The 14,080-nt window shown below is 56.8% G+C and carries 13 protein-coding genes; 5 read left to right on the top strand and 8 right to left on the bottom strand.

Going from position 1 to position 14,080, the window contains the following annotated elements; translation table 11 throughout:
- Window positions 1-4: 4 nt before the first annotated feature.
- Window positions 5-1,207 (top strand): MalY/PatB family protein, encoded by a 1,203-nt coding sequence (locus tag ACQY4M_RS09385; protein ID WP_428543416.1) that lies wholly within the window; start codon window positions 5-7, stop codon window positions 1,205-1,207.
- A 38-nt stretch (window positions 1,208-1,245) separates the two neighbouring features.
- On the opposite strand, the gene ACQY4M_RS09380 is transcribed toward ACQY4M_RS09385, so the two are convergent.
- The gene (locus ACQY4M_RS09380; RefSeq protein WP_428543414.1) at window positions 1,246-1,680 is read right to left on the bottom strand and encodes a DUF1489 family protein; all 435 of its coding nucleotides are present in this window, start codon (window positions 1,678-1,680) and stop codon (window positions 1,246-1,248) included.
- 127 nt (window positions 1,681-1,807) lie between these two features.
- Between ACQY4M_RS09380 and ACQY4M_RS09375 the strand changes: the two genes are divergently transcribed.
- The gene (locus ACQY4M_RS09375) at window positions 1,808-4,072 is read left to right on the top strand and encodes an adenosylcobalamin-dependent ribonucleoside-diphosphate reductase (protein WP_428543412.1); all 2,265 of its coding nucleotides are present in this window, start codon (window positions 1,808-1,810) and stop codon (window positions 4,070-4,072) included.
- Between the two features lie 38 nt (window positions 4,073-4,110).
- Here the strand turns inward: ACQY4M_RS09375 and ACQY4M_RS09370 are convergent, their stop codons facing one another.
- The 3 genes from ACQY4M_RS09370 to ACQY4M_RS09360 all read right to left on the bottom strand — a co-directional run bounded on the left by ACQY4M_RS09370 (window position 4,111) and on the right by ACQY4M_RS09360 (window position 5,965).
- Window positions 4,111-4,353 carry a hypothetical protein gene (locus ACQY4M_RS09370; RefSeq protein WP_428543410.1) on the bottom strand — a complete coding sequence of 81 codons (243 nt, stop codon included), beginning with the start codon at window positions 4,351-4,353 and terminating at the stop codon, window positions 4,111-4,113.
- A gap of 65 nt (window positions 4,354-4,418) precedes the next feature.
- Window positions 4,419-5,462, bottom strand: a complete 1,044-nt coding sequence (locus ACQY4M_RS09365; protein WP_428539540.1) for an IS5 family transposase — start codon at window positions 5,460-5,462, stop codon at window positions 4,419-4,421.
- A gap of 44 nt (window positions 5,463-5,506) precedes the next feature.
- Window positions 5,507-5,965, bottom strand: coding sequence for a hypothetical protein (locus ACQY4M_RS09360; protein ID WP_428543408.1), 459 nt, complete (start codon window positions 5,963-5,965; stop codon window positions 5,507-5,509).
- Window positions 5,966-6,202: 237 nt separating this feature from the next.
- Between ACQY4M_RS09360 and ACQY4M_RS09355 the strand changes: the two genes are divergently transcribed.
- Window positions 6,203-7,579, top strand: coding sequence for an L-serine ammonia-lyase (locus ACQY4M_RS09355; RefSeq protein WP_428543406.1), 1,377 nt, complete (start codon window positions 6,203-6,205; stop codon window positions 7,577-7,579).
- 62 nt (window positions 7,580-7,641) lie between these two features.
- On the opposite strand, the gene ACQY4M_RS09350 is transcribed toward ACQY4M_RS09355, so the two are convergent.
- On the bottom strand, window positions 7,642-8,829 hold the full coding sequence (locus tag ACQY4M_RS09350; RefSeq protein ID WP_428543404.1) for a winged helix-turn-helix domain-containing protein: 1,188 nt from the start codon (window positions 8,827-8,829) through the stop codon (window positions 7,642-7,644).
- Window positions 8,830-8,903: 74 nt separating this feature from the next.
- On the opposite strand from ACQY4M_RS09350, the gene ACQY4M_RS09345 reads away from it, so the two are divergent.
- Together ACQY4M_RS09345 and ACQY4M_RS09340 are read left to right on the top strand one after the other, a co-directional pair.
- Complete coding sequence (locus tag ACQY4M_RS09345; RefSeq protein WP_428543402.1) at window positions 8,904-10,067, top strand: NAD(P)/FAD-dependent oxidoreductase; 1,164 nt, start codon at window positions 8,904-8,906, stop codon at window positions 10,065-10,067.
- Between the two features lie 113 nt (window positions 10,068-10,180).
- Window positions 10,181-11,083, top strand: a complete 903-nt coding sequence (locus ACQY4M_RS09340; protein WP_428543400.1) for a DMT family transporter — start codon at window positions 10,181-10,183, stop codon at window positions 11,081-11,083.
- Here the strand turns inward: ACQY4M_RS09340 and ACQY4M_RS09335 are convergent.
- From ACQY4M_RS09335 to ACQY4M_RS09325, 3 genes are all read right to left on the bottom strand, one after another.
- Window positions 11,080-11,886 carry a class I SAM-dependent methyltransferase gene (locus tag ACQY4M_RS09335; protein ID WP_428543398.1) on the bottom strand — a complete coding sequence of 269 codons (807 nt, stop codon included), beginning with the start codon at window positions 11,884-11,886 and terminating at the stop codon, window positions 11,080-11,082. The two genes, ACQY4M_RS09340 and ACQY4M_RS09335, sit on opposite strands and share 4 nt — an antisense overlap.
- Window positions 11,879-12,553 (bottom strand): thiamine diphosphokinase, encoded by a 675-nt coding sequence (locus ACQY4M_RS09330; protein ID WP_428544470.1) that lies wholly within the window; start codon window positions 12,551-12,553, stop codon window positions 11,879-11,881. The genes ACQY4M_RS09335 and ACQY4M_RS09330 overlap by 8 nt, the downstream gene beginning before the upstream one ends.
- A gap of 324 nt (window positions 12,554-12,877) precedes the next feature.
- Window positions 12,878-13,921 carry an IS5 family transposase gene (locus tag ACQY4M_RS09325; RefSeq protein ID WP_428539227.1) on the bottom strand — a complete coding sequence of 348 codons (1,044 nt, stop codon included), beginning with the start codon at window positions 13,919-13,921 and terminating at the stop codon, window positions 12,878-12,880.
- Between the last annotated feature and the right edge of the window lie 159 nt (window positions 13,922-14,080).

Raw genomic sequence — 14,080 nt, 5'->3', positions numbered from 1 at the left:
AGCCATGACGGAGAACAGCGTGCGGACGGATTTTGACGAGGAAATCGACCGGCGCGAGGTTCCGGCGTTGAAGATTCACCCGATGGTCTTGGGGGAAGGTGGCGAAACCCTGTTTGCCGCCGGTGTGGCTGATATGGATTTCAAAGCCCCGCAAGTGGTGCGCGATGCGATGCAGGCGCGGCTGGATCACGGGGTTTTCGGATACGAGGCCGTGCCGGATGGGCTGTACCCGGCACTGTGTGACTGGCAGAAAAACCGGCATGGTTGGGCGCTGGATCAGGCCCATATCCTGCGCGCGCCCAATGTGCTGAACATCCTTGCGATTGCGGCGTCTCTGTTCACGGATGCGGGTGACGGGATCATTGTTCAGCCGCCGGTTTTCTTTGATTTCTACGATGTGGTGCAGGAAAACCGGCGGATTGTTGTAGAAAACCCGCTGATCCTGCTGGATGGCCGATATTGCATGGATTTTGAAATAATGGATGCTCTGGCTGCTGATCCGCACAATAAAATGTTGTATTTGTGCAATCCTCATAACCCCGTCGGACGGGTCTGGACGCGGGATGAGCTGCGGAAACTGGGGGATATTTGTGCGCGGCACGGGGTGCTGGTGGTTTCGGATGAAATCCACGGGGACGTGACTTTTGCGGGGCATGATTATACCCCATTTGCCAGTCTGGGTGCGGATTATGCACAGAATGCGATCATCGCTTTGTCACCCGCCAAAAGCTTCAATATCGCTGCTTGTTGTTCAGCCTTTACGGTGATTGCGGATGAGGGCAAGCGCAAAGCGTTTCAGGTGGAAAACAGCCGTCTGACGGTAAATAAGAACAACAGCTTTGCCTCGGTTGCGATGCTGGCAGCTTACCGTGACGGTGGGCCGTGGTTGGAAGATGTGATGGAATACATCGCAGGCAATCTGGCGCTGTTGCGGGGCCGGTTGGCGGGCATTGACGGTGTGGAATTGATCGAACCGGAGGGCACCTTTCTGGCGTGGCTGGATTTCCGCGGGCTGGGATTGTCGCCGGATGAGTTAACCACGTTCCTGCGGCAAAAAGCGGGCTGGGCAGTGACGCGCGGGCAGGCGTTTGGCAAACAGGGTGAAGGGTTTGCGCGGGTGAACATTGCCTGCACGCGGGAGCGACTGGAAAAGGCGCTTGATCAACTGGCAACTGCTCGGCGCTCCCTTGCGGGTGCTTCTCGCTGATTTGGCGAAGAAAGCCGCCAGGCTTGATGAGCCCGCGGTCAGCGCACCCCGATATCCGCCAGCGCCGACATCAGGTCCACCGGCAGATCATCCCCCGCAACCGTCCCTTTACTTAGATCGGCGGGGCTATCGGCCGGTTCCAGATAACGCCAGCCCTGAAACGGGCGGCGTACGGCGGCCTGGGTGCGGATGATTTCCGGATCCATCACGATGGCGCAACGGCGAATGCCGTCTTCGCCGATCACCTCGTCCAGCCGGATAACCGTTTGGCGGCACTGGATTACCCCCTTGATCACCCAGTAAATCGAACCGCCATTCAGCAGTTCCTTTTCGCGGCGTGGCCACATGCGGGTGATGTGGCGGGGATGCTGTGGCCCGCCCTCGCTGCGTATACGTTCGCGATAGGTTTGCAGGTGTTCGACGGAATCAATCCCGACGCTGAGTTTTACCAGATTTATGGTTTTACCCACCATTTACCCCCAAGATGTGCTATGTTGCGACTCGGGTAATCATAGGGCAAAACGCGCCAATTACAATTGACCCACGCGCATCTTGCGCCTATTGTCACCTCCCTTGCTGCCACCAACAGGACACCCGAACATGAGCCGTTTTTCTGCGCCAATTGCCGAACAAATCTGGGATATGAAGTATCGCCTGAAGGGGCGCGATGGCAAAGTAATGGACGAATCGGTCGAGGATACATGGCGCCGGATTGCCCGCGCTTTGGCCAAAGGCGATGATGACCCCAAAGCGCGTGAAGGCGAATTTTACAACGCCCTGCAGGATTTCAAATTCCTGCCTGCCGGCCGGATCACGGCGGGGGCGGGTACGGGCCGCGCGGTGACAATGTTTAACTGCTTTGTCATGGGCACGATCCCCGACGATATGGGCGGCATTTTCGACATGCTGAAAGAGGCCGCGCTGACCATGCAGCAGGGCGGCGGCATCGGCTATGATTTTTCCACCATCCGGCCCAAGGGTGCGGATGTAAAAGGGGTGGGGGCCGATGCTTCGGGCCCGATTTCGTTTATGGACGTGTGGGATGCGATGTGCCGCACCATCATGTCCGCAGGGTCACGCCGCGGGGCGATGATGGCGGTCATGCGTTGTGATCACCCCGATATTCAGGATTTCATCACCGCCAAACGCGACCCCGCGCGCCTGCGCATGTTCAACCTGTCGGTGCTGGTAACGGATGATTTCATGCAGGCGGTCAAGGACGATGGTCCGTGGGATTTGAAATTCAACGATACGGTGTATCACACCCTGAAGGCACGGGATTTGTGGAACCAGATCATCCAGTCGACCTATGATTTCGCCGAACCCGGTGTGATTTTCATCGACCGGATCAACGCAATGAACAACCTGTCCTATTGCGAAACCATCGCCGCGACCAACCCTTGCGGGGAACAACCATTGCCGCCTTATGGCGCGTGCCTGCTGGGGTCGGTAAACCTTGCGCGGCTGGTTACCAACCCCTTTGAAGACGGGGCAAAGCTGGACGAGGTGGCGCTGGGCGATCTGGTGCGCACGGCTGTTCGGATGATGGATAATGTGATTGATACCAGTCGCTTCCCGTTGGAGGCGCAGGCGCAAGAGGCGCAGGCCAAACGCCGGATCGGGCTGGGTGTGACCGGTCTTGCAGATGCGCTGTTGATGGTGGGTTTGCGTTATGGCTCGGACAGAGCTGCGGCCCAGACCGAAGACTGGATGAAACAGATCGCGCGGGCTGCTTATCTGGCCTCGGTCGATCTGGCCAAGGAAAAGGGTGCCTTTCCGCTGTTTGATGCCGATAAATATCTGGCCAGCGGCACCATGCGCTTGATGGACGATGACGTGCGCGACGCAATCCGCAAGCACGGCATTCGTAATGCCCTGCTGACCTCGATTGCCCCCACCGGCACGATCAGCCTTTATGCCGGCAATGTCAGTTCCGGCATCGAGCCGGTGTTTGCTTATGCCTATACCCGCAAGGTGCTGCAAAACGACGGCACCCGCACCGAGGAAGAAGTGGTCGATTATGCCGTGCAGTTGTGGCGTGAGAAATTCGGCGACAAGGACCTGCCGGATTATTTCGTTAACGCCCAGACGCTGGCCCCGCTGGACCACGTTAAAATGCAGGCGGCGGCGCAGAAATGGGTGGACAGCTCGATCTCGAAAACCATCAACTGCCCCGAGGATATCAGTTTTAGCGACTTTCAGGACGTCTATATGCAGGCGTGGGACAGTGGCTGTAAGGGGTGTACCACCTACCGGCCCAATGACGTGACCGGCTCGGTTCTGACGGTCAGCGAAACGTCCGACAAAACCCCCGAGGCCGACACAGGCGCGGATGTGGTCTACCTGTCAGAACCGCTGGATCGGCCCAAGGCGCTGGAAGGCAACACCTACAAGCTGAAATGGCCCGAGAGCGAACACGCGATCTATATCACCGTGAACGATCTGGTGGTGAACGGCCATCGGCGCCCGTTTGAGGTGTTCATCAACTCGAAAAACATGGAGCATTTCGCCTGGACAGTGGCCTTGACGCGGATGATCTCGGCGGTGTTTAGGCGCGGCGGGGATGTGTCCTTTGTGGTTGAAGAGCTAAAGGCGGTGTTCGATCCGCGCGGCGGGGCGTGGATGGAGGGCAAATATGTGCCATCCATTCTGGCCGCGATTGGCGGGGTGATCGAAAGGCACATGATCCACACCGGATTTATCGAGGGCGAAGGCATGGGTCTGAAATCAGATCCGCACGCCCAACAGGTGGTTAATCTGGACACCCCGCGCGGGCAGGCCTGTCCGAAATGCGGGCAGTATGATTTGCGAATGGTCGAGGGCTGCATGACTTGCGGCAGTTGTGGGCACAGCAAGTGTGGCTAGGATCAAAGCCCACCAATCGATTTGGTAGCTTTTAAATATCATCGAAATTTGTGTTTGGTTGGGAAATAGGCCAGTCTCGTAATGTTGTCATAGGGCGGGCAAATTTTTAACCAAGCATTCAGAGCTTCCGGAAAGAGGTTTGAATTCAGATTGTTGATTGACATTGCGAGCAGGGTTTCTTCTGAATATACCGATGGGAACCTCTGTAAATTCCCGTTTTCGCCTTCTTCGCGGCGGGGTGGACGGTTTTTCGCCTGTCCCGCCTGATTGCTTCGGATCATAAACCCATTTTCACCGGTTTCAAGCCGGTTTTGGGTATTTCAGGCACACCTCACCCCATGAACCCTTATCCCGGCGCCGCCAGGCCGCATTCGAACTGGACGAAGCGCTTCATGTTGTAGACCAGGTTCATCATCCCGATGCGAAATCGCGCCCGCTTCAGGCCGATGGAGCGGATCAGCTTGCCGCCCATGGAGCGCTCCTGAAAAGCGAATACATGCTCGACCCGGACCCGCACTTTCGAGCGCCTCCGGTTGGCCTTTTGCTGGCGCTCGCCAAGCGGCTTGCCGCGCCTGCCCTTGTGATGGATATGGCTGTGAAGCCCCCGCTCTTCCAGCTCGCTTTCGATCTTTTGCGAGCGATAGGCGCTGTCGGCCCACAGGTCCGATGAGGTGTTGCTCGCATCAATCAGACCGGCAAGCGCCTGGCTGTCATGCACGGCGGCATCGGTGACATCATAAGCGCGGATGAATTTGTGCCGCCGGTCGACATTGATGTGGTTCTTGTAGCCGTAATAGCTCTTGCCGTGCTTCTTCGTCCAGCGCGCATCCACGTCCTTCTGGCGCTTCTTGTGGGGTTTTTCCTCCCACTCTTCAGGCGTTTCGCCCGCCTTGATTTTCTCGTTCTCGTCCCTTTTGTTGTGCTGGCGCGGCGCCGGAACGATGCTCGCATCAACAATCTGCCCGCCCATCGCCAGATAGCCCTTTTCGCGCAGAAAGGCATCGAACTTGTCAAACAGCTCCTTCATCTTCCCGGCCCCGGCCAGCCTTTCACGGTAGGCCCAGATGGTCTTGGCGTCAGGTACGCTGTCTTCAATGCCAAGGCCGAGAAACCGCATGAACGACAGGCGGTCGCGGATCTGATACTCGATCTGATCGTCAGAGAGGTTGTAGAGCTGCTGCAAAACCATCGTCTTGAATATCAGCACCTCATCCCAAGGCGGGCGGCCAGCGTTGGATTTGCGCTGTTCGGGCGGCGTGCGCCATATGGCCTTCAGCTCGTCCCAGTAATCCTCGAACGGCACCATGTCGTTGAGCAACACCAGCGGATCACCAGATTTGTCCAGTCCCGCGTATCGGCTGGAAAGATCAAAAAATCCCATCTGACCCATGACAAAACCCCGTCGGTCGAATCATTTTCATCCTGATGACGATTCTACCCCGTCAGGCCGGATTTTGGGGGATTTTTAGAGGTTCCCAATATATTATCCTCGTTTGTATCAGCCTCCAAAAAGGCCAACGTATTCTGGGATTGCCGTCTTGGTTCCTGGGTGCGATTGTAGGCCTTAAGCTCGGCCAGTGTAACCGACCCGTCCGCGTTCAGGTCCATGAACAAAAGAAATTCTGCCTGCCTTACCCGCCTCTGCGCCTTTTCTATCGAACGGACGGTCGTATAACATTTTTCGGTGACAATACCGTCATCATTGCACGAAAACGCAAATGTCATCAGCGTTTGTATCGCCCGTTCCGGATCCCTTCGTATTTCCTTGATTACATTTTCCGGAATCTTGTAAACAACCGAATCTATCGCCGTTTGCGCGGCCCCTTGCAGGGCGCTAAACGCCATGGATGCAACGAAAACAGGGGCGGCTATCCGCAGGAAAGAAGGTTTCATAGATACAGTACCCTTTCTGGGTGAAATACTGAACTGACAGCAAGCCTCATAACATTTGCGCTTTTATGCAGTTTTTTCAATAGCGGACGGCAACGGTGTAAACATATTTGCCAATCCGGCACGGTCCCAGAACAGCAAACACCGCTTCCCCCCGCCGCCTCGTCGTTTTTGGACTTGCTTTGCCGCCGCCTTATGCGTTCATGACCTTTGCGAAGACAAACAAAGGAAGCGGCGCGGATGTTTCTAAGCGTATTTGACATGTTCAAGGTGGGGGTCGGCCCCTCGTCCTCCCATACGATGGGGCCGATGGTGGCGGCTGGCCGGTTTCTGGACCTGCTGCGCGCCTCGCCGTTTCAGGCGCAGGGCTTGCGGGCCTCCTTGCATGGATCATTGGCCTTTACCGGCGTTGGCCACGCCACCGACCGCGCCACTATTCTGGGGTTGGCGGGGTTTGTGCCAGAAACATACGATGCAGTTCAAGCCGAAGCGGCGTTGACAGGCATCAAAGCACAAAAACAGGTCCGGCCCCAAGGCTTACCCCCGCTGAAATTCGACCCCGCACGCGATCTGGTTTTCGACTACGACCACCCCTTGACCGGCCACGCGAACGGCATGATCCTGATGGCGACCGATGCACAGGGAGATGTGGTGTTGCAGGAAACCTATTATTCCATCGGCGGCGGTTTTGTGGTGACCGAAGCGGAACAGGCGCTTGAGCCGGTGCTGGACGCCCGCGATGCCACCCGCCCCTATCCGTTCGAAACCGCGCAAATGATGCTGGATATGGCTGCCAAAAGCGGCAAAACCATTGCCGATATGAAACGCGCCAATGAATTGAGCCATATGGGTGTTGGCGAATTCGATATAGGGCTGGCCCGCATCTGGGAGGCCATGAACGCCTGTATTGATCGCGGCCTGTCCACTGCGGGTATCCTGCCCGGCGGGCTGAACGTTAAACGCCGCGCCCATGACATTCACCAATCCTTGCAGGCCGAAGCGGGCCTGAACCTGACAGCACCCCACACTATCAACGACTGGATGTGCGTCTATGCTATGGCGGTGAACGAGGAAAACGCGGCCGGTGGCCAAGTCGTCACCGCCCCCACCAACGGCGCGGCGGGTGTCGTGCCTGCGGTGGCCCGCTATTGGCTGGATCATGTGCCGGGTGCATCGGTGTCCCGCATCCCCGAATACCTGCTAACCGCCAGTGCCATTGGTGGTCTGATCAAACACAACGCCTCGATCTCCGGTGCGGAATGTGGCTGCCAGGCCGAAATCGGCTCGGCCTCGGCGATGGCGGCAGCGGGGCTGTGCGCCGTATTGGGCGGCACCCCGCTACAGGTGGAAAACGCTGCCGAAATCGCGCTGGAACACCATCTGGGCATGACCTGCGATCCCGTCAAAGGTCTGGTGCAAGTGCCTTGCATTGAACGAAACGGGCTGGGTGCCATCAAAGCCGTCTCTGCCGCCTCGCTTTCGATGCGTGGCAATGGCCGTCATCTGGTGCCACTGGATTCCTGCATCGAAACCATGCGCCAGACCGGCGTGGATATGAGTGAACGCTACAAAGAAACATCCCTTGGCGGGCTGGCGGTGAATATCCCGAATTGTTAGCGGGTAATCTCCCCTCTTCTTCTTGCCCCAAATACCTGCGCCGCAGGCTAGAGCGTGCCCCGTCAGGGGCGCGCGCCTGGGGCGACGCCGCAGGCGGCGCAATTCCACTGGATATCATCCATCCCGACAAACCGCGCCATCCGCCCGACCTCGGCCTCCAGCTTGGCAATACGCGCATCCGTTGCCCTAACACCGGCCTCCCACCAGACCTGTTTCACCACCAGCACCCCCTTGGCCCGATCTGCTTTCATATCAATCCGCCCGACGAACCGGTCCCCTTCCAGCAGCGGGTAAACATAATAGCCCCATTTGCGCCTGGCCGCGGGCACGAATATCTCGATCTTGTAGTCAAACCCGAACAATGCGGCCAGCCGATCCCGATCCCGCGCCACCGGATCAAACGGATTAATGATCCGCAACCTTGATGTCGGCGTTTCAACCGCTTTAATCCGCGCCTCGATATCCTCAAGCGCAAAACCCTCGCGCCAGCTTCCGTCCCGCGCCTGCACCTGAACCGGCGCCAGCTTTGCATCCGACACCCAAGCCTTCGCCTCCGCCGCGCTCATCGCGCCCCAAAACCGTTGAATATCCCCGACCGTGCCAAACCCCAACCGCGTCAAAGCCGCACGGCACAACCAGTCTACCTGCACCTCGTCCGAGTGCACCACTTCGCGCAAATCTGCCGGAATAACCCGCTCGGCCAAATCGTAAAACTTGGTAAAATCCTTGCGGTGCGAGGTCGCAAGCACCCCAGAATACCACATTTTATCCAGCTCGACCTTATGCGGCGGGCGTGACCATACCCCCTTTTTCGGCTTGGCCTTGGTATCAAACGCATGGGTCGAAAGCGGCCCCTCCCGCCTGACCCGTTCCAGAATGGCCGCAATATCCGCCGATCTCATCGCCGTTTTGTAATAGGACTGGTTCGCCATCTTGTGGGCATAGCGCCGGAACTGCCGCTGCCAATAGGGATAGGTTTCAATTGGCAGACACGACGCATCATGGGTGAAATGCTCGAATACTTCGCCATCCGCCAAAACCCCCTCCAGCCCGCCTTCGCGATACGTCTGGTCACGGCTCCACAGAATATGGTCATGCGCCCGGGCCACATTGCGGATGGTATCCAACTGCACAAATCCAAGCCGCCGGATGATCCCAACCACATCGGATTGCCCCACCGGTGCCTTTGCCAGCCCAAGTGATTGCAGCCACAACCGGCGGGCATCGCGATTATTAATCTGAAATACCATCACGCCAATATGACCTGCCAAACAGAATTCCGATAGCCCCTTGCGCCAAACAGCAAACTGTTTTTATCTGCCGTATGACATATGACACAATCATCATCGGCGGTGGCATTATCGGTTGCACCACCGCATTTCACCTGTCCCGCAAGGGTCAAAAGGTTCTTGTTCTGGAGCGGGATAAAATCGCCACCGGCACCACAGCCAACAGTTTTGCCTGGGCCAATGCCAGCGTCAAAACCACGGACAAGACTTATCACAATCTGAACGCGGCCGGCGTGAAAGGGTATAACGCCCTGCAAGACGAATTCGGCAATGAAACACTGGGCATCAACCCCACCGGTGCGCTGGAAGTCGTGTCAAAATCCGATACTGACGGATATAAGGCGATGCAGACACAAGCCCGCGCCCTGACGGCGTTCGGTTATGCCAACCGCTGGATTTCCAACACCGAATTGCGCCAGCTTGAACCGGAAATGACATTCCCCGATGACGCCGAGGCCCTGCTAAGCCCCGATGACCTGCTCATCAATGCCCCGCATTTCACCCGCTTCATGGTGGAGCAAATGACAGCGAAAGGCAGCACATTGCTGGAAAACTGTGCTGCCACCGAACTGCTGGCAACCGATGAGGGGGATGTCACCGGCCTGATCACCACCCAAGGCACATTCCACGCCGCCAACATCATTCTGGCCACCGGTCAGGATACGGCAACCACCCTTAGCACCCTGACCGGATACGACGGGTTTGCCACGCGGTTCCCGCTGAACAAGGTGCCAGGACTGATCCTGACCACCCCGCCCCTGCCAACCGCCCCGCCGCTGCGCCACATGTATTATTCCGCGCCGAAAAACGAATTGCACATACTGCCGGAATTCAATGGCGGGCTGAAAATCGCCTCGGACGATATTGACGGAATGATCATTGACAACCAGACACCGGACCACCTGCGCAAGATGGGGCAATTGCTGCTGGACCGCGCTTATACCGTGTTGCCGCAGCTAACCGGCACCATTGACATAGACGACTGCAAACTGGGCATCGGCGTGCGCCCCTACCCGACCGACGGCAAAACCATCATCGGCCCCATGCCAGATGCCAAGGGCCTGCATATCATCGCCACCCACAGCGGCATCACCCTTGCGCCTGTGCTGGGCCAATTGATGGCCGAAGCGATCACAACCGGCACATACCCCGAAACCCTCGCCCCGTTTGCCCTGACCCGGTTTAGCGGCTTCTTCTGACCCCTTCTTCTTTTTCCAAGTATCTGCGCCGCAGGGACCCGCGGCGCGGCCAAAGGCAGCGCAACCCCAAAACAGGAATTGCACGCCCACTCCATGTTCTCTAGCGTGGGCAAATGCACAATGATCGCCCCCTTCTTGGCATCCTGTTGATGGCCACCTTCTGCGTCATGGCCCCCTTTGCGGATGCTATGGCCAAAGTGCTGGGCGGCACCGTGCCGGTAGTCCAGATCGTCACTTTCCGCTTTACCTTCCAGGTGCTGATCCTGCTGCCCATTGTCCTGCTGACAAAACGCGACCTCAGGATGGACCCGCGAACCCTTGGCCTGCTGTTCCTGCGCTCTATCCTACATATCATAGGTATTGGCGCGATGTTCCTGTCGCTTATCTATCTACCGCTGGCCGAAGCCGTCGCTATTGCCTTTGTCGAACCTTTTCTGTTGCTGTTGCTGGCGTGGCTGATCCTGAAAGAGCACATCGGCCCGCACCGCCTGATTGCCTGCGCCATCGGGTTTGTCGGCACATTGCTGGTGATCCAGCCCAGTTTCGCCAATGTCGGGTATGCCGCGCTGCTTCCGTTGATCGTGGCTGTGGCCTTTGCCGCATTTATGATCGTCACCCGCCAGTTAACCGCAAAATCGGATCCGGTTACATTGCAGGCTATCAGCGGCGGCATGGCCTTGCTGGTGCTGGCCTTGGTGCTGTGGGCCACTTCCGGTTACAATATCTCGGCCCTGACCCTGATCACCCCCAGCGATCCTGATCTGGTTTTGCTCGCAATCCTCGGCATTCTGGGCACATTGGCCCATCTGGTCATGACGTGGTCACTGAAATTCGCCCCCACGGCCACCCTTGCGCCGGTGCAATATCTTGAAATTCCCTTTGCCACGCTGATCGGCTGGTTGATCTTCAAGGATTTTCCGAACGGTTTGGCCGCCATCGGCATCCTAATCACGGTTGCCGCAGGCCTGTATATCGTGATGCGGGAACGGCGGCTGGCGATTGACTCGATCGCCTAGCCAGGTTTGCGGGCTTCAAGCAGATAACACATCGGAAGTTGTGCGGCTTGCCCTTCGTAACAGTCATATTCCACCTCGCGGTTGGAGTGGGGAAATTCATCAAACCGCACAATTTGCAATCCCGCCGCAATACACCCGTTCAGAACATCGCTGATCTTGTGAATATACCAGTAAGACGGCGTCACTTTGCCATCTTTCACGCCATCATAAACAATCGGGTCAGTGTCTATAAAAGGGTGTTCCCGAAAATAGGAATTGGCCAGCTGATACGGGTTATCTGCAATAGGTTCGAACATTTCCAGAAACGGATGGGTTTCATAGATCAACACCTGCCCGCCTTGGCGCAACAATCCGGCGACGGCCTGAAAGAATCCAGCCAGATCGGGCATCCAGTTCAGCACCCCGATGGTGACCAGAACCAGATCGAAATCTTGCGGCACATCTGCGGGCAGATCATAGATGTCCGCCCGCAAGAACCGGCAATCTTGCCCCGCAATGCGGTTCAGTTCATTGGCTTGGGCAATAAACTCTTCTGCCTGATCAATCCCTAAACAATGTTTGGCCCCGAAGGATGCCAGCGACAGCACCTCGCGCCCGTTGTTGCATCCGACCTGCACCACGGATTTTCCGCGCAGATCAATCCGGCGCAACGCATCCGTCATTGTGTTATCAAAGCTGGAAAAATCCGGCCTGGACACATCTTGAACCAATTGCGCCCAACGCTCTCCTGCCTTGTGCCGCGCGGCGGATTCATTCCACGCCCGCCGGTTTGCCGCGACCGCCACCGCACGATCATTATCCATTCATCACCCCTTTCAATGCTTTGATCACGGCCTCCAGATGTACGCGCGGCAGGATCACCAGCAATTTGCGCTCTGACACCTGTAATGTGACCTGCCCTGTTGTAACCTCGTTCGAAGTGCCAATTACCCCGTCAGGCGCCATTATCAACCCGTCAACCGGCCAGCGCAATCCCGTGGCATTTGCCACACAGGATGCCATCGGGAACAGCGAAAAACGGGTTCCGGCGGGCAAATCTATTCGCATCCTTTCAGGTGCCAGAAAACACAAATCCACCTCGCCCAGCAAAATGCAGCGCTGATCCGGATGACGCAGCAGGGAACTATAAGCGGCCAATTCATGGTCCAGCCGCAGTCCGGTAAATCCGGTTGCCAGTATCAACGGCGCGTGAATAGTGCGCAGACACTTGTCAAAATCCGTGCTATCCTGATCCGGGAACCGATATACCCTATCCGCCGGTAACTGCTGCTGAATTTCCGGCGTCAGGGAATCCAGATCACCGATCACTCCTTCGGGCATTAATCCCATGTCCAATGCCACTTTGCCGCCCCCGTCCGCCGCAAAAAGAATCGGTGCAAATGACAGTGCCTGTTTCACAACTTTAGGGATGGATCGCCCCGCACCAAGCAAGGTGACAGCATGGTTAACCACTACATTTGGGGGATTCATCATTAATAAACACTATTTTGTTGAAGAAACCACATTTCCGCCATGAATTAATACCCAAAAAATCCTAGTTTTGTTCATCAAATAGAACCATTCGCTAGTGAAAATCCAGCGACTATTATATAAAAGACGATACGGAAGTGAGCAGGTCATGAATCGTGCGAGTAAAATATTAAGGGAACCTCTGTAAATTCCCGTTTTCGCCTTCTTCGCGGCGGGGTGGACGGTTTTTCGCCTGTCCCGCCTGATTGCTTCGGATCATAAACCCATTTTCACCGGTTTCAAGCCGGTTTTGGGTATTTCAGGCACACCTCACCCCATGAACCCTTATCCCGGCGCCGCCAGGCCGCATTCGAACTGGACGAAGCGCTTCATGTTGTAGACTAGGTTCATCATCCCGATGCGAAATCGCGCCCGCTTCAGGCCGATGGAGCGGATCAGCTTGCCGCCCATGGAGCGCTCCTGAAAAGCGAATACATGCTCGACCCGGACCCGCACTTTCGAGCGCCTCCGGTTGGCCTTTTGCTGGCGCTCGCCAAGCGGCTTGCCGCGCCTGCCCTTGTGATGGATATGGCTGTGAAGCCCCCGCTCTTCCAGCTCGCTTTCGATCTTTTGCGAGCGATAGGCGCTGTCGGCCCACAGGTCCGATGAGGTGTTGCTCGCATCAATCAGACCGGCAAGCGCCTGGCTGTCATGCACGGCGGCATCGGTGACATCATAAGCGCGGATGAATTTGTGCCGCCGGTCGACATTGATGTGGTTCTTGTAGCCGTAATAGCTCTTGCCGTGCTTCTTCGTCCAGCGCGCATCCACGTCCTTCTGGCGCTTCTTGTGGGGTTTTTCCTCCCACTCTTCAGGCGTTTCGCCCGCCTTGATTTTCTCGTTCTCGTCCCTTTTGTTGTGCTGGCGCGGCGCCGGAACGATGCTCGCATCAACAATCTGCCCGCCCATCGCCAGATAGCCCTTTTCGCGCAGAAAGGCATCGAACTTGTCAAACAGCTCCTTCATCTTCCCGGCCCCGGCCAGCCTTTCACGGTAGGCCCAGATGGTCTTGGCGTCAGGTACGCTGTCTTCAATGCCAAGGCCGAGAAACCGCATGAACGACAGGCGGTCGCGGATCTGATACTCGATCTGATCGTCAGAGAGGTTGTAGAGCTGCTGCAAAACCATCGTCTTGAATATCAGCACCTCATCCCAAGGCGGGCGGCCAGCGTTGGATTTGCGCTGTTCGGGCGGCGTGCGCCATATGGCCTTCAGCTCGTCCCGGTAATCCTCGAACGGCACCATGTCGTTGAGCAACACCAGCGGATCACCAGATTTGTCCAGTCCCGCGTATCGGCTGGAAAGATCAAAAAATCCCATCTGACCCATGACAAAACCCCGTCGGTCGAATCATTTTCATCCTGATGACGATTCTACCCCGTCAGGCCGGATTTTGGGGGATTTTTAGAGGTTCCCCGATACCTGCATGAATACCTTTTTGGGGGTATATGCCCCTTTTGGGGGCGGTTATACATCTTGTCCGATGAA

The organism is Profundibacter sp., from assembly GCF_965277155.1.
Taxonomy (GTDB): Bacteria; Pseudomonadota; Alphaproteobacteria; order Rhodobacterales; family Rhodobacteraceae; genus Profundibacter.
Note: the sequence above shows the minus strand (reverse complement) of the source record. Positions and strands in the feature narration are given on the sequence as shown.

Coding starts and splice junctions, on each gene's coding strand:
- ACQY4M_RS09350 (WP_428543404.1), bottom strand. CDS start 8,829: ATGGTATTTCAGATTAATAATCGCGATGCCCGCCGGTTGTGGCTGCAA.
- ACQY4M_RS09365 (WP_428539540.1), bottom strand. CDS start 5,462: ATGGGTCAGATGGGATTTTTTGATCTTTCCAGCCGATACGCGGGACTG.
- ACQY4M_RS09380 (WP_428543414.1), bottom strand. CDS start 1,680: ATGGTGGGTAAAACCATAAATCTGGTAAAACTCAGCGTCGGGATTGAT.
- ACQY4M_RS09355 (WP_428543406.1), top strand. CDS start 6,203: ATGTTTCTAAGCGTATTTGACATGTTCAAGGTGGGGGTCGGCCCCTCG.
- ACQY4M_RS09385 (WP_428543416.1), top strand. CDS start 5: ATGACGGAGAACAGCGTGCGGACGGATTTTGACGAGGAAATCGACCGG.
- ACQY4M_RS09370 (WP_428543410.1), bottom strand. CDS start 4,353: ATGATCCGAAGCAATCAGGCGGGACAGGCGAAAAACCGTCCACCCCGC.
- ACQY4M_RS09330 (WP_428544470.1), bottom strand. CDS start 12,553: ATGAATCCCCCAAATGTAGTGGTTAACCATGCTGTCACCTTGCTTGGT.
- ACQY4M_RS09325 (WP_428539227.1), bottom strand. CDS start 13,921: ATGGGTCAGATGGGATTTTTTGATCTTTCCAGCCGATACGCGGGACTG.
- ACQY4M_RS09335 (WP_428543398.1), bottom strand. CDS start 11,886: ATGGATAATGATCGTGCGGTGGCGGTCGCGGCAAACCGGCGGGCGTGG.
- ACQY4M_RS09375 (WP_428543412.1), top strand. CDS start 1,808: ATGAGCCGTTTTTCTGCGCCAATTGCCGAACAAATCTGGGATATGAAG.
- ACQY4M_RS09345 (WP_428543402.1), top strand. CDS start 8,904: ATGACATATGACACAATCATCATCGGCGGTGGCATTATCGGTTGCACC.
- ACQY4M_RS09340 (WP_428543400.1), top strand. CDS start 10,181: ATGCACAATGATCGCCCCCTTCTTGGCATCCTGTTGATGGCCACCTTC.
- ACQY4M_RS09360 (WP_428543408.1), bottom strand. CDS start 5,965: ATGAAACCTTCTTTCCTGCGGATAGCCGCCCCTGTTTTCGTTGCATCC.